This is a genomic window from Zavarzinella formosa DSM 19928, from assembly GCF_000255705.1.
In the GTDB taxonomy this organism is placed as follows: domain Bacteria; phylum Planctomycetota; class Planctomycetia; order Gemmatales; family Gemmataceae; genus Zavarzinella; species Zavarzinella formosa.
Map to the genome: position 1 here is coordinate 473,288 of NZ_JH636442.1, position 14,272 is coordinate 487,559.

Annotated in this window: 12 protein-coding genes; 7 read left to right on the forward strand and 5 right to left on the reverse strand. The window is 58.9% G+C overall.

Annotated elements, in window-relative coordinates; all coding sequences use genetic code 11:
• Positions 1-122: 122 nt before the first annotated feature.
• Positions 123-956: an MBL fold metallo-hydrolase gene (locus BGIM_RS51970; protein ID WP_020472114.1), complete on the reverse strand. Its 834-nt coding sequence runs from the start codon at positions 954-956 to the stop codon at positions 123-125.
• Between the two features lie 137 nt (positions 957-1,093).
• Between BGIM_RS51970 and BGIM_RS51975 the strand changes: the two genes are divergently transcribed.
• Positions 1,094-1,510 (forward strand): response regulator transcription factor, encoded by a 417-nt coding sequence (locus tag BGIM_RS51975; protein ID WP_020472115.1) that lies wholly within the window; start codon positions 1,094-1,096, stop codon positions 1,508-1,510.
• Positions 1,511-1,512: 2 nt separating this feature from the next.
• On the opposite strand, the gene BGIM_RS0123175 is transcribed toward BGIM_RS51975, so the two are convergent.
• The 3 genes from BGIM_RS0123175 to BGIM_RS0123185 all read right to left on the reverse strand — a co-directional run bounded on the left by BGIM_RS0123175 (position 1,513) and on the right by BGIM_RS0123185 (position 4,538).
• A complete protein-coding gene (locus BGIM_RS0123175) occupies positions 1,513-1,800 on the reverse strand; it encodes a hypothetical protein (RefSeq protein ID WP_020472116.1) in 288 nt (95 codons plus the stop codon).
• 5 nt (positions 1,801-1,805) lie between these two features.
• Positions 1,806-2,540 (reverse strand): ribonuclease III, encoded by a 735-nt coding sequence (rnc, locus tag BGIM_RS0123180; protein ID WP_020472117.1) that lies wholly within the window; start codon positions 2,538-2,540, stop codon positions 1,806-1,808.
• An 84-nt stretch (positions 2,541-2,624) separates the two neighbouring features.
• Entirely contained in the window at positions 2,625-4,538 is a 1,914-nt protein-coding gene (locus BGIM_RS0123185; RefSeq protein WP_157369359.1) for an MFS transporter, read from the reverse strand.
• A 157-nt stretch (positions 4,539-4,695) separates the two neighbouring features.
• On the opposite strand from BGIM_RS0123185, the gene BGIM_RS0123190 reads away from it, so the two are divergent.
• The 6 genes from BGIM_RS0123190 to cheB all read left to right on the forward strand — a co-directional run bounded on the left by BGIM_RS0123190 (position 4,696) and on the right by cheB (position 13,700).
• Entirely contained in the window at positions 4,696-5,895 is a 1,200-nt protein-coding gene (locus BGIM_RS0123190) for a fused response regulator/phosphatase (RefSeq protein ID WP_020472119.1), read from the forward strand.
• A 131-nt stretch (positions 5,896-6,026) separates the two neighbouring features.
• Positions 6,027-7,682: a methyl-accepting chemotaxis protein gene (locus BGIM_RS58090; protein ID WP_020472120.1), complete on the forward strand. Its 1,656-nt coding sequence runs from the start codon at positions 6,027-6,029 to the stop codon at positions 7,680-7,682.
• 18 nt (positions 7,683-7,700) lie between these two features.
• Positions 7,701-8,165 (forward strand): chemotaxis protein CheW, encoded by a 465-nt coding sequence (locus BGIM_RS58095; protein WP_020472121.1) that lies wholly within the window; start codon positions 7,701-7,703, stop codon positions 8,163-8,165.
• Positions 8,162-9,802 carry a CheR family methyltransferase gene (locus BGIM_RS61480; protein ID WP_052639965.1) on the forward strand — a complete coding sequence of 547 codons (1,641 nt, stop codon included), beginning with the start codon at positions 8,162-8,164 and terminating at the stop codon, positions 9,800-9,802. Before BGIM_RS58095 ends, BGIM_RS61480 begins: the two co-directional genes overlap by 4 nt.
• Positions 9,799-12,537 (forward strand): hybrid sensor histidine kinase/response regulator, encoded by a 2,739-nt coding sequence (locus BGIM_RS0123215; RefSeq protein WP_020472122.1) that lies wholly within the window; start codon positions 9,799-9,801, stop codon positions 12,535-12,537. Before BGIM_RS61480 ends, BGIM_RS0123215 begins: the two co-directional genes overlap by 4 nt.
• Positions 12,538-12,674: 137 nt before the next feature.
• Entirely contained in the window at positions 12,675-13,700 is a 1,026-nt protein-coding gene (gene cheB, locus BGIM_RS0123220; RefSeq protein WP_020472123.1) for a chemotaxis-specific protein-glutamate methyltransferase CheB, read from the forward strand.
• Between the two features lies 1 nt (position 13,701).
• Here the strand turns inward: cheB and BGIM_RS52000 are convergent, their stop codons facing one another.
• Complete coding sequence (locus tag BGIM_RS52000; protein WP_052639967.1) at positions 13,702-14,205, reverse strand: ATP-binding protein; 504 nt, start codon at positions 14,203-14,205, stop codon at positions 13,702-13,704.
• Positions 14,206-14,272 lie beyond the last annotated feature (67 nt).

Sequence of the window (14,272 nt, forward strand, 5' to 3'; positions counted from 1 at the left end):
GGAATATTCCTCAATCCCGGAGGCGTGGAAGAACTGGAAAGACGGGGATGAATGCTTACAACCGGCAAATTTTCCCAAGATTGAACCAGAATGGAAGCGGGGCAAAATGGGGTGGCCGTTTGTCAGTCAACGATGGTCAGTGTGGCCGACGGGGAGTTTTGCGAGGCCGTTGTGAGCCGGACAGGGGCCTTTAACTCATCAATCATCTTTTGAGCGGTTGTGGCCGCGATCAACGGTTTGTTGCAGTCTTTGCTCAAATGAAGTTGCACGACATGACGCAGACGCGGCGACGGTGATTCCATCAGCAATCGCCGCACCGCCTCGGTTGCTTGGGTGTTTGATAAATGCCCGGCGGCCCCGAGCACTCGTTGGATCAACCGTCGCGGCCGGCCGCTGTTTCGTTGCATGGTCTCGTCGTGATTGAACTCCAAGGCGAGCAGGTCCACTTCCCGGAAGGCCGTGAACAATTCCTCGGGAACTTCCCCAAGATCGGACGCATAGCCGACGGACCATTCCTGCCCGGCGGCGGTCAGGCCGTCGATGCGAAATCCGAAGGTTGGCTCGCTGTCATGTGGAACACGGATCGGTGTGACGGTTATCAATGGGTTCAGGAGGAACGGAATTGACTGTTGAAACGAAAAAACGAGTCCCGCCTTGCGAAGCGGTTCAAACTCTCCCCCATATCGGTTGATGGCCGGTTCGTGATCCGGGTGGCAATAAAACGGCACGCTCAAACGTCTAATCTGGCCGAGGGATAAATCGGTCCAATGGTCGGAATGCGCGTGCGTGAGCAAAACGGCATTCACATCCCGCCAGCCGAAGCCAATGGCCGCGAGTCGGTGGGCAATCAGGCGTTCGTCGAGGCCGACGTCGATGAGCACGCCAAACCCGTCAGCCCGGAGGAGGGCACTGTTCCCTCCGCTGCCGCTGGCGAGTGTGTGGAAAGTCACCGACATGTCCGCTCCCGGCCCTCATGAAGTCAGTATGTTGTATCCCGTGACGGGACTTCGGGAAAAGGTCGGTTGTCCGTTGTTGTCCTGTTGGCCGAAGCGTGATATCCTTGAACAATCAATAGCGGAGAGGAAAGTGCCTCATGGCCGAAAACAAAACGATCCTGCTCGTCGATGACGACCGGGAATTGCTTGATGGTCTTCGCACCCTCTTGGAAAAGCATGGTTTCCATGTGCTGGCGGCCAACAACGGGCATCAGGCCAAGACGGCGATTTACAACCAGACCCCCGATCTGGTGATCCTCGACATGATGATGCCCGGCATGGGCGGCTACCCGGTGCTGGAGCATTTTCGGGGCAAACCGGATGTGCCCCCGATGATTATGATGACCGCCAACGAAGGCAGCCGTCACAAGGCCTACGCGGAATATCTCGGGGTGGTGGATTACATCCGCAAACCGTTTGCGATGGACCGGCTTTTGGAAGCGGTCAACAAGGCTCTCAGTTCGGCGGCTGCGGCCAAGGAAACGAAAGTTGAAGGGTCCGGCGGGGAAAGTTGACGTTATCCGGGCTGGTTCGGCTTGGGACCGCCCATCAAATCATGGTCCCGTCGGCCCCGCACCAGATCAAAAACCTCGGGTTCGCTCAGGGTTTCACCGGTGGTCAGCCGACAGGTTCCCTTCTTGGCCATCGCCTGGTCGAACAAGACATCTCGGCAATCGGCACATGACAGAGAGTATGTTTTCAATTCCCGCGTCACCCCGTCGCTCCATCTGGCCGCGATCTTAAAGACGGCCGGTTTTCCGCAACCGGGAGCGTAGCAGATAATCTCGTGGGGCGGCATCGGCATTGGAGTCAGTCGGTGTCGAGGTCGAAGGGGATTTTCTCGCCGTTGATGCGGGCCAGGGCGTTTTGGGCCGCCCGAGATTCGGCGCTCTTCTTGTTCGGGCCCCAGGCGGCCGGATAACGTTCGTGGGAAATCACCACGGCGATCTTGAACGACCGTTGATGATCCGGCCCCTGTTCATCCAGAACATTGTAACGGGGCACGCTGCCATATTCCTGCTGGGCGACTTGTTGAAGCAGCGATTTGTAATTGTTATGGGCGCTGTCCCGGATCACCTCGTCGATTTCCGGATCCAGAAACCGCAGAATGAACGGTTGGGCGGCCGGGATGCCGCCATCAAGGTACATCGCCCCGACGACGGCCTCAAACAAATCCGCGAGCATGTTGCTCGGCAACTTGGAATTGGGGGTCAGCCCCCGCCCCAGAAACAGATAACTGCCGAGCGAAAGAGACTGGCTGAACTTCGCGCAAGAGAGACGGCTGACCACGGCCGATTTCACCTTGGTCATATCCCCTTCTTCGTACTCCGGGAAGCGACGGTAAAGTTGTTCGACGCAGACCAGCCCGAGAACCGCGTCCCCGAGGAACTCCTGACGTTCATTGGAACGCAATCGGGTGTTTGCCCCGGAGGAGTGCGTAAGGGCTTCGCGGAGCAATTCCACTTGATTGAACTGGTACCCAATCGCCTCCTGACAGGCGGCGAGGATGGCGGATTCCTCATCGGAGTGTGAATGATTTGTCATTGAAGCAAACAAGATTCAGCGGGCGTTGGTGTTCATAACTAACCACTTGGCGGGGGGTTGTCAACCATTGGTCAATGGTCCCGTTCAAACAAACCGCACATGATGGCCTTCGACAAGCACTCGCACAATCGTCACGACCGGGAATCCGTTGATTGCCGGAAGGGGAACATCGGCCGGCACGGCGGGAACTCGTCCTCGTATTAATTCCTGTTCGAGTTGAACGGCGAAGTTGTTCCCGGCGGCCTCGAACAACATCACCGTGCGATCCACCTCGGAAAAGATCATGTCCCGCAACCCCGGATCGACCAGAGGCATCAACAAGATGGTGGGAAGATCCCCCGGAATGTGGTGACCGTCGGAGATCACGTATTTCCGGCCAAACAACCCCCGCAACAGCGACCGCGACCGCCGGGGGAGGTCGCGCACCCGCCACATCAAAATGAGCAAGACGCCGAAGGTCATCAACCCGGCCCCGCCGAAGAGAAATTGCGGCAATTTCTGGGCGTCGTAATGCGGATGCGAACGCTCCTGAATCCCGCGAACGGAAAAATGTTCAACGTCGTTGAGAGTGTGATAGTCAACGATGACTTCATCCCCGATGGCGACATTGCGGGAGAGTTCGATTTCTGGGGGAATGATGGTTGATTTTTCGCCAAACAGGTGATTCAGCAAATTCTCGTCAGCGTGTTTTCGCCACCCGATTTCTCGATCACCGATCCGCAAATACACGGGGCGGCCGTGCGAAAGTTGTTTCTCTTCCAATCGTCCGGTGGCAATTCCCTCCTTTACCTTCACCAACGGCAAGAACCCGGTGGCCTTGGCGGCCGCCACCAACCCGGCGAACAACACCGAGGCGGCGATGGCCCCGGTGACGTTCACAAAGTTGCTGCTGGCGACGATGTCCCCTTTGCTGGTCTTCGGCGCCCGGTGTTGCAGGAGCGTGAAGAGGGGGACAAGATAAAACCCGGTGCAAGTTCCGATCAGGATGGTACAAGCCACAAACCCCGGAAGGTAGTTCAGTGAGAAGGCCGCCATCACGCAACCGGCGATCATCCCGGCCGCCCCGAGAGGGATGAGGCCGAGTTCCACTTTTTTGCCCGACAGCCAACCAGCCAGCGGGCTTCCCAAGCCGACGCCCAAGGCGACCGTGCCGACGACGGCGCTGGTTTTTAGTTCATCCCAGCGGGGAACCTGGCTTTCGCCGAACATATACACGGTCGCCCGCATGAAGGCGACGATGAACGTGAAGAACGCGATCCCGATCACCGCAAACGACAGCGGGCGGGAGGTCAGCATGATCTTCAAATTCTTCCACAATGGCGCGTACAGGTACGGGGGAAACTTCAAATGCGGGTTGGCCGCCGGCATTTTGCGGATCAGCATCGAAGCGATGGCCCCGATAATGGCCAATCCGAGCAACACCACCCCGATATTTGTTTCCCGCCGCAAAAACACGAAGGACATCACCCCGCCGGACACCGTCCCCAAGATCACCGCCAGAAACGAGAGGGATTCCAGCAGGCCGTTTCCGCGCGAAAGCAGGTGGGGAGGCAGGATTTCCGGCATCACGCCGTACTTCGCCGGAACGAAGAAGGCTGAATGGGTTCCCATTAAAAAGACGGTGGAGAGGACGACCCAAGTGCCGGTCGATGGCGAACCCCCTTCCGTGCCGAGCCAGAAACCAAACAGGGCGATGCCCGTGATGGCCACTTCGGCGATTTTCCAGGCGACAAGTGAATTCCGCTTGCTGAAACGATCAGCAAGAAACCCGGCCAGTGTGCAAAACAACGCCCACGGCGCGTAAAACAGGATCGGCATCAACGAGATGGCCTGTGATTCCGTCAGCGTCTGGGTGTTGATGGCGAAAAACATCGACGAGGCATGGATGGCCTGATCGTTGAACGCCGCCAGAAACTGGGCGGCCAGCAATCCGACATAGGTTCGAGTGAGCAGTGTGTCGCTGGCGGTGACGGGCGGTGAAGATCCTTCGGCTGGCATGAACCCATCCATCAGTGTCGGCAGTTCGGAGAATCCCGATAGTTTAGGAAGATTTTCCCCGGATGGTGACTCCTTTGCCGTGACACCGCGCCAATCCATGATATGTTAATCGTTAACTCATCAATTCCAAGTGTGTTACGTCGATCAGGCGGTGGCGATGTCCGCGACTTCCCGCGTGGCGGCAGCCACGGAACCCCATCCCACCGTTGTCCTGTTGGTGGACGATCAAGCCATCGTGGGCGAATCCATCCGGTTCATGCTGGCTGAATTGCCCAACCTTGAATTCCATCATTGCATGGACCCAGCGAAGGCCATTCCGATGGCGAACGCTATCCGGCCCACGGTGATCCTGCTTGATTTGGTGATGCCCGAAATCGACGGGCTGTTGCTGGTGAAATACTTCCGGGCGAACAAGGCAACCCGTGAAACGCCAATGATTGTTCTCTCCAGCAAGGAAGAGGCAGTCATCAAGGCCAAGGCGTTTGGCTTGGGGGCAAACGACTATCTGGTCAAACTCCCGGACAAACTGGAACTGGTCGCCCGTGTGAAATACCACTCGCGGGCTTATCTGACTTTGTTGGAACGAAACGAAGCCTATCGGACGCTGGCCGCCACCCAACACCAAATGGCCGAGGAACTGGCGACGGCCGCCCGGTATGTGCAGTCTTTGCTGCCGAAACCACTCGCCGGGGCGGTGGTCGCCTCTTGGAAGTTTGTCCCGTCCAGCCAACTGGCGGGGGACATGTTCGGCTACCATTGGCTGGACCCGGAAAAGCTGGTCGTTTACTTGCTGGATGTCAGCGGGCACGGCGTCGGCTCTGCTCTGTTGGCTGTTTCCGCCGGGAATGTGATTTCCAATCGTTCGCTGCCGGACACCGACTTTGCCGATCCGGGGGGCGTCTTGAAACGACTCAACGACGTGTTCCAGATGGAAAAGCAGAACGAGAAGTATTTCACCATCTGGTACGGCGTGTTCGACGTTCCCACGCGAAAGCTCCGCTTTAGCAATGCGGGGCATCCGGCTCCGCTGTTGTTCAACGGGCCATGTTGCGACACAGCCGAGTTGAAATCCCTCGAATCATCGAGCTTCGCGGTCGGCATGGTCCCCGAGTGGGAATTCGACACCGAGGAAGTCATTCTGCAGCCGTTCGCCCGGTTGCTTCTGTTCAGCGATGGTGTCTTCGAGATCGACAAGCCCGGCGGCGGTATGTGGCACTATCCGGAGTTTGTCGAGTTCATCAAAGCCCAGGATGACAAGCCGCCGAGCGTGATGGACCGCTTGTACGAGCATGTGAAAATCATTCGGGGCGGCGACATTCTAAACGATGATTATTCGATGGTTGAAGTTCGGTTTTGATGGCACAACCGGCACAACCAGAAATTCCTCGCAAGATTTCCCTGCTTGAACCGGCGGTTTTGTTTGTGATGGCCGCGCCTACGAATTCTAATGAATGACACCCCTTGTGACTGCCCCCGAGGTATCGACGCATGATCTCGTTTCGCAACCTCACCATTCGGCGGAAGTTGCAGTTTTTGGTGGTGTTTGCCATCGCCTCCCTGACAGTCACGCTGGCGATTGCCGATGTCCTTTTGCATCGTTTTGGGGTGAACGGCCCGCTTTATAAGTATGTGGTTGATCGGAAGGAATTGTTGACCGAATTGCTCCCGCCGTCGATTTATGTCTCCGAATCGTACATGATCCTCCAGGAAATGGAGACGGAAACCGACAAGGCGGCAATCGAATCCGGCCGCGTAAAGTTCCGGGACGGGATACGTCTGCATGACGAACGACGTGATTATTACTTGAAAAATGTGATTGTGGACGACCAGCTTAAGAAACTTCTCGAACGTGACATGCACGAACCCCTCGTGCGTTTTTCGGCCATTGCCCTTCAGGAATATTTTCCGCTTCTCGGGGGCACTCCTCAAGAAAGAACGGCCGCGAGCAAGATTTTAAGGGAGAAATTGGCCCCGCTCTTCAAAGAGCATGCCAAGGCGGTTCTCGCCGCCGGGGAACGCCTGCGGGAATTGACCAACACGGCCGAACAGAAAGCTGCCGCCACGGGTGAGTTTTGGCAAATCTTCCTGCTGGTTCTCACGGCCGTCTCGATCATCTCCATGTTTCTCGTCGGCTGGTCAACCATCAGCGGCATCCATGAATCCACGGATGTTTTGTTGAAACGAGTCAACGAGATGGCCGGCGGGGCCTCCGATCTGACCGCCCGCATTGAGGTGAAAGGCGGCGACGAAATGGGGCAACTGGCGTCCGGCATCAACGCCATGATCGCCAAGATTCAGACCGTGGTGGCCAAGGTGCGGGAGGCCAGCGTGCAACTCCTATCGACGGCCTCCGAGATCAACGCCACGGCCCGGCAACAAGAATCGACGATGCAGCATCTCGGGAGTTCCACCACCCAAATCGCGGCGGCCGTCCGGGAAATTTCCGCCACTTCCAATGATTTGGTCGGCACGATGAGCGAGGTGAGCGACAAGGCCAATCATACCTCGGCCTTGGCTCTCAGCGGTCGCAGTCGTCTGGCAGGCATGGAAATGACCATGCAGCAACTTGTGGAATCGACTTCCGCGATTTCCTCCAAACTGACAACGATCCGGGAGAAGGCCGACAACATCAATCTGGTGGTGACGACGATCACGAAAGTGGCCGACCAGACGAACCTGTTGTCCATTAACGCGGCCATCGAGGCCGAGAAGGCCGGGGAATACGGCCGGGGGTTCTTGGTGGTGGCCCGCGAAATTCGTCGGCTGGCCGATCAGACGGCCGTGGCCACGCTGGACATTGAAAACATGGTTCGGCACATGCACGATGCGGTGTCGGCCGGAGTGATGCAGATGGATCAGTTCAGCGACGAGGTGAAGACCGGCGTGAACCGGGTGGCCGAGATCAACGGGCAGACCGGCCAGATCATCGAGGAAGTTCGTGGCCTGAACGACCGATTCCGGTTGGTGAACGAGGGGATGAAGAACCAGTCGATTGGCGCCCAACAGATCAACGATGCGATGGTGAGCGTCTCCTCCGGCACGAAGGAAACCTCGGCCTCCCTTCAGGAGTTCCAGAAAGCCACTGCTCACCTGCGGTCGGCCGTCGAGAATTTGAACCATGAAATTGCCCGTTTCACGGTCTGAGCAGTCAGGGAACCGACGATGCTGGCGCTGACCTTCCAAATCGGGCCGAACCGTCTTGCTCTCGGAGTGCGGGAGATCAAGGAAGTGGTTCCGCGCGTGAATTTGAAACCAGCCCCCTTCGGCCCGTCCTGGCTCGCCGGGGTGTTCGTCTATCGCGGGCAGGTGGTCCCCGTGGTCGATCTTCACAAACTCATTGCCGTCGGCAATTGCCCGGATTTTCTCAGCAGCCGGATTATCTTGGTGCCGTTGCCCGGCGATCCCCGTGAACGCCTGATCGGCCTGCTCGCGGGGCAGGTGGCTGACATTCGGGAACTCCCTTCGATGGGCAACGGTTCCTCGGGGAACAGCGACTCTTCCCGGCCGGACCTTGGTCCGGTGATCGTGGACGCAGAGGGAATCATGCACCTGGCCGTGTTGGATCGCGTGATCCCGGCGGCGTATCGGCAGCAACTATCCGCCCTGTGCCATTCGACGGACTCATGAGACATCCGGCCACCATCTCCGAACTCACCCGCCGGATCGGCCTGAACCCCGATTCGTTGGGGGAACACGCGCTGAATGCGGCCATCGACGGTCGGATGCGGGTTCTCGGAGTTTTCGACGAGGCGGCTTATGCCATCCGGTTGAGCGCGGATGCGAATGAGCTTCAATCGCTCATCAACGACATTGTGGTTTCCGAAACGTGGTTTTATCGCGGCGCTGATTTTTTCGAGACGGTGATTCCGTTCGTCCGCCAACTGGCGTTGGCCAGGCAGGTGACGCCGGTTCGCATCCTCAGCGCGGCGTGCGGAACCGGAGAGGAACCCTATTCCATCGCCATTGCCCTCGAACGGGCGGGGGTTCCCTCGCATTCTTACCGGATTGACGCGGTTGACCTCAGCACGCGGAACATCGACATCGCGAGGCTGGGGAAATACGGCGATTTTTCCTTCCGGCAAACCGATCAGGAACTGCGAAGCAGCTTTTTCCGGCCGACCGGGGGCGGCCTTTGGGAGATTCAACCGGGCATCCGGGGGGCGGTGAATTTTCGCGTCGGCAATCTGATGGACCCGTTTTTCCTCGGAGAAGAGCTGCCCTACGATTTGATTTGCTGCCGGAATGTCTTCATCTATTTCACCCCCTCGGCACGGAAAGTTGCCCTGCAAAACTTGTCGCGACTTTTGGCCCTTGATGGTCTGCTCGGCCTTGGTCATGCGGAATCGAGCGAACTGGCCGAACCAAATTGGAAACGATTTGGCCCGGAAGGCGCATGTCTGTTTCAACACGTTTCCGCATTGATGGCGGGGGCGACAACTCCCCTCGTCGTCGCGGGAAGAACACCCCGGCGGGCGGCTCCGGTTCAAATCGAGGAAACGTTGCCGGAATCGGCGGCGTCCGAATCAGTCGTCGAATCACGCAAACACGCCATCAGGTCCTCCGGTCAGCATCGGCGGCCGTTGCTGGTGATGCGTTCCGGCCCGGAGAGCCATCGGGCCGACGGCACGGATTGCTGGAACACCATTGGCGTGCGGGGGGACCACTCCTGCCGGGAACTGGCGAAGTACGATCATTGCCACAACTGCCATGTGTTTTCGGCGGCCGGTCGGCGGTTTCTGGACAACATTTCCCCGCCAGGTTATCTGGCCGAATGGACAGAGCGACTGGCCGAACCGATCCCCGAGGCGGGGCGTGATCTTGAAAATGTGTTGATCTTCCGAATGCGGGACGAGTGGCTGGCGCTGCCGGTGGCCTGTGTGGCAGAGGTCACGCTGCCCCGACCCTTCCATCGTGTCCCCCATCGCGGTGGTTTGCTCGACGGCATCATTAATATTCGCGGAGAACTGCATCTGCTGGTCCGCGTGGACGAACTTGTCGGCCTCACCCCGCCGGGAGAGGAAATTCCGATGACCCGCAAATCTCGGCTATTGGTCGCGGGAACACCCAACAACCTCTGGGCCTTCGTCGTCAACGAAGTGGACCGGGTGCGGCGATTTCCGGCCACGGAATTGCTGCCGGTCCCCACCACGGTCGCCCGCTCGACGGGCCGATTTTCTCGTGGTGTGCTGGTCGGGGATGGTCGGATGACCGGGTTGCTCGATGAAGTCAAACTGTTTGATGCCCTGCGGGCCAGGCTCACATGAACGACGAAGCCGAAGATAGCTCGCTCTTCGACGTCTTCCGGGAGGAAGTCCGGCAGGGGCTTGCCGCGATTGCCGCCTCGCTTCCGGATTTGAATTCGCCGGAAGCCGGGCCGGCATGGACAACGGTGTTGGAGGCGGCCCGTGCGATTCGCGGGGCTGCCCGGATCGTCGGCGTCGATGCCGCCGCCACTCTTGCGGCAGGCATCGAAGAATGCGGGTCAAAACTCCTTAATCAATCAACCGGGTGGAACGACCGGGTCCGCGATTCCTTGCGACAAACGACGGATATTCTGGGCGGGCTTGTTGATCTTAAGGAAGCTCAAGTTGCAGATTGGGGCGCCCGGCAGGAATCGGCCATCGTGGCGGCTCTTGCCGGTTTGCGGCCGGAACCTGCGTTGGCAAAGGCTTCCCCGCCCGCGCCGGTTGAACCAGTGCCCGTCCTGGCAGAGCCTTCGCCGGTTTCATTTTCGGCGATGCCGTTTTCCTTGTTTGACTTGTTCCGGGACGAGGTTCGTTCCCACGCGAATGCCCTGAGCAACGGCATTCTGGAACTGGAGAATGATGTCGCGAATCCGCAGCGAATCGAACCGTTGATGCGGGCGGCCCATTCGATCAAAGGATCGGCCCGGATTGTCTCCATCGATTTGGCGGTGGAATTGGCCCACGTCATGGAGGATGTGTTCGTCGCCGCCCAAAAGGGCAAGATTCTCCTGCGTCCTGCGGATATCGACGTGTTTTTGGCGGCCACGGATGTGTTCGCCTCCCTTGCGGAAATCACGGAGAGCGGCATTGCCGGTTGGACAGCCGCCCGGCAAGCGAGTGTGAAACCGCTCAAAGAAACGCTTGCCGCCATATTGAAAGGCGAATCACCGGTTGCGGTGGCGACCAAACCCGCCACGACAGCGACAGTACCTGTTACCCCGCCGCCGGCCGTCGTTCCGGTGGCTGTTGGGAAGCCGCCGGAACCTGTTGCGGCGGATCGTCCGACGGACGAACCCGTGGTTCGGGTGACCGCCGCCCGGTTGAACCGCTTGATGGGCTTGGCGGGTGAGTCGCTTGTGCAGGCCCGCTGGCTGCAACCTTTTGCCGCCTCGTTGATCCGCCTCAAAAAACAGCAAGACATCCTCGGCGAAACGATCGATGTGCTGGCCGAGCGGATCAGTGTCGGCGACCGCCCGGACACGCTGACCCGATTGATCGAGGAAGCGCGCAAGCAACTCGGCGAGTGCCATCAGACCGTCTCCGGCCGGATCGGCGAATTCGAGGACCGGGCGGCCTCCGCCGACGACCTGAACAGTCGGCTTTACCGGGAGGTGATCGCCAGCCGGATGCGGCCGTTTGCGGATGGCACTCAATCATTTCCCCGGCTTGTGCGAGACATGGCCCGGACGCTTGGCAAGCAAGTGCGGTTGGACATTTTGGGCCAATCCACGGATGTGGATCGGGACATTCTGGAGAAACTGGAATCTCCGCTGAATCACATGATTCGCAACTCCGTGGATCACGGGATGGAGACCCCCGAGGAACGCCGCGCGGCCGGGAAGCCAGAAGGCGGCGTCATCCGGCTGGAAGCCCGTCACCGGTCGGGGACGCTGGCGATCACGGTGACGGACGACGGCCGGGGCATCGACCCGGAACGGGTTCGCCGCAAGATCGTGGATCGCGGCATGGTTCCCCCCGAGATGGCCGGGTCGCTTTCCGAAGCGGAATTGCTGGAGTTTCTATTTTTGCCCGGCTTTTCGACGGCCTCGGCCGTCAGCGAATATTCCGGCCGGGGGGTCGGGCTTGATGTCGTTCAGGAGATGATCCGCACCGTCGGCGGGACGGTTCGTATCACCACCCGCTTCGGGCAGGGGACCACCTTCCATTTGCAATTGCCGATCACCCTCTCCGTCGTCCGGGCGGTTCTGGTGGTCATCGGCGGAGATTCGTATGCCTTTCCGCACAACCGCATCGACCGGTTGCTTCGCATTCCGGTGAGCGATGTGCGCTCGCTTGAGAACCGTCAGTATGTCGCCATCGACGGGCATAACATCGGCTTGGTGCTGGCGGCCCAGATTCTGGATTTGGGGAACCAATCCCGCTCCAATGAAACGCTGTCCGTCATCCTCCTTTCTGACAGCACCGGGCAATATGGGTTGATTGTCGATTCCTTCACCGGGGAACAAGATTTGGTGGTGCGGCCGCTGGACCCGAGGCTTGGAAAGGTTCCGAACATCGCCGCCGCCGCGATTCTTGACGACGGCCTCCCGGTGTTGATCGCGGATGTGGAGGACATGATTCGCTCGATGGACTCGTTCATCCAAACCGGCAACGTTCTTCGGCTGTCGCGTCGGGATACCGCCGCCGGGGCTGGCCCGAGTCGTGGAAACGTCTTGGTGGTGGACGACTCGGCCACCGTCCGCGAAGTGGAGAAGCAATTGCTTCGGCAAATGGGCCTGCAAGTGACCCTCGCCAACGACGGGCAGGACGGGTGGAACAAACTCCGTACCGGCGACTATGATTTGGTGGTCACGGATATCGACATGCCCCGGATGACCGGCTTGGAATTACTTCGGTTGATCCGAACTGATTCCCAGTTCCGGAATATTCCGGTGATTGTGGTGTCGTACAAGGATCGCGACGAGGACCGGCAGCGGGGAATCGACTTGGGGGCTAATTTCTACCTCATGAAAAGTAGTTTCCATGATAATACGTTTGTCCGGGCTGTTCAAAGTTTGCTCGTTCGGCAATAGTAACAGGAGACACCCGTTGGCCGATGCGGGTTGAATTTTCCCATCTGGTGTTCGGTTCCCCTCCTCTCTGACTTGGGAACACGCGAACGACCGTCAGCGGCCAGGATGATTTGACGCCCCATGAGAGAGTCGAACTGATGAGAGTGGCCATCGTCAACGATATGGCACTGGCTCGGGAGGTTCTGAAACGAACGGTCCTCTCGGTGCCGGGCTACACCGTGGCTTGGGTGGCCGAGAACGGCGAGCAAGCCATCCGGCAGGCGGGGATTGACCGGCCGGATGCCATTCTCATGGATCTCGTGATGCCGGGCGTCGATGGTGTGGAGGCCACCCGTTCCATCATGTCGCGAAATCCCTGCCCGATCTTGTTGGTGACCGGCAGTGTGAGCGGGAACTTCAACAAAGTCTTCGAGGCAATGGGGCACGGCGGCTTGGATGCCGTCAACACGCCGACAATGGGGGCCAGCGGCCGCATCGTTGATGGCGAGTCACTCATTGCGAAACTCGAAAAGATCGCGCGAGGCCGGAAGGCGACTCCGACCATGCTGGCGAAAAACGTGCTTCCCGCGACAAATCTTTCAACCAATCCGGATGCCCTGCCGCCGATGATCGTCATCGGCGCTTCCACCGGGGGGCCGCAGGCCATCGCGAAAATCATCGGCGACCTTCCGGCGGGATATCCCGGCATCGTGTTGATCGCCCAGCATATCGACGCCGATTTTGCTCCGAACATGGCCAAGTGGTTGCAGCGGCACACGGCTTTGCCGGTTCATGCGGTCACTCCGGACATGGAAATGATTCCGGGGTCGATCCATCTGGCCTGCACCAACGACCACATGATGATGACCGCCAATCGTCGGCTGGATTACTCGAAAGAACCGGCGGCTTATCCGTATCGCCCGTCTGTGGACGTGTTGTTCGGCAGCGTGTGCAATCACTGGCCAAACCCCGGCATTGGCGTGTTGCTGACCGGCATGGGTACCGACGGAGCGAAGGGACTTTTGCAATTGCGCCAAGCCGGTTGGAGCACCATTGCCCAAGATCGTGGAAGTTGCGTGGTATACGGGATGCCCCTGGCGGCGGCCGAGATGAATGCCGCCGCCCATATCCTGCCGTTGGAACGCATCGCCCCGATGATCCAAATCCTGTCCGGCCGGGCGTGACTCACTTTTGCCGGTGCTTCACCAGTGTCAGTTCGTTGCCCTGCGGGTTGTAAGTCACTTCGTCCATGAACGCCCGCATCAGGAACACCCCGCGCCCGCTGGGGCGTTCCGTATTCTCCCAGTCGGTCGGATCGGGCAGTATTGACACATCGAAGCCCGGCCCCTCGTCCCGAATCACCACCAAGGCCCGTTGACGGTTCACCGAAACCGACACATGAATGCGACGATCCCTGTAAGGAGAGACGGTTCGCCGCAAAGCCCCGGTCTCGCGCCATTGCGAACCGTCCCCTTCGCGGAGCGATGAACTCAGTTCCAGATTCCCGTGATGCAGGGCATTGTCAATCGCCTCGGTGAGGGCGATTGAGATTCGTATGAGGATTTTCTCCTCGCACAATTTCATCATCGCCATCGCATCGCAGATGTAAGCCACAAGTCCGGGGACGAGCGCCGGATCGTTGGGGAGTTCAAAGGTTGTTTCGGATTTGCTGCAACAGGCAATGAGCAAGAGATTCCGGCGGTCAGCTCTGGGGCATTATGCTAGTTCGTCGGCAGTGAATACTTGTGTGGCCTGA

Excerpts from the sequence above, each read along its gene's own strand:
- rnc (WP_020472117.1), bottom strand. The coding sequence starts at position 2,540 with ATGACAAATCATTCACACTCCGATGAGGAATCCGCCATCCTCGCCGCC.
- BGIM_RS61480 (WP_052639965.1), top strand. The coding sequence starts at position 8,162 with ATGAGACATCCGGCCACCATCTCCGAACTCACCCGCCGGATCGGCCTG.
- BGIM_RS58090 (WP_020472120.1), top strand. The coding sequence starts at position 6,027 with ATGATCTCGTTTCGCAACCTCACCATTCGGCGGAAGTTGCAGTTTTTG.
- BGIM_RS51970 (WP_020472114.1), bottom strand. The coding sequence starts at position 956 with ATGTCGGTGACTTTCCACACACTCGCCAGCGGCAGCGGAGGGAACAGT.
- BGIM_RS0123185 (WP_157369359.1), bottom strand. The coding sequence starts at position 4,538 with ATGCCAGCCGAAGGATCTTCACCGCCCGTCACCGCCAGCGACACACTG.
- BGIM_RS0123190 (WP_020472119.1), top strand. The coding sequence starts at position 4,696 with ATGTCCGCGACTTCCCGCGTGGCGGCAGCCACGGAACCCCATCCCACC.
- BGIM_RS0123215 (WP_020472122.1), top strand. The coding sequence starts at position 9,799 with ATGAACGACGAAGCCGAAGATAGCTCGCTCTTCGACGTCTTCCGGGAG.
- BGIM_RS58095 (WP_020472121.1), top strand. The coding sequence starts at position 7,701 with ATGCTGGCGCTGACCTTCCAAATCGGGCCGAACCGTCTTGCTCTCGGA.
- BGIM_RS0123175 (WP_020472116.1), bottom strand. The coding sequence starts at position 1,800 with ATGCCGATGCCGCCCCACGAGATTATCTGCTACGCTCCCGGTTGCGGA.
- BGIM_RS51975 (WP_020472115.1), top strand. The coding sequence starts at position 1,094 with ATGGCCGAAAACAAAACGATCCTGCTCGTCGATGACGACCGGGAATTG.
- cheB (WP_020472123.1), top strand. The coding sequence starts at position 12,675 with ATGAGAGTGGCCATCGTCAACGATATGGCACTGGCTCGGGAGGTTCTG.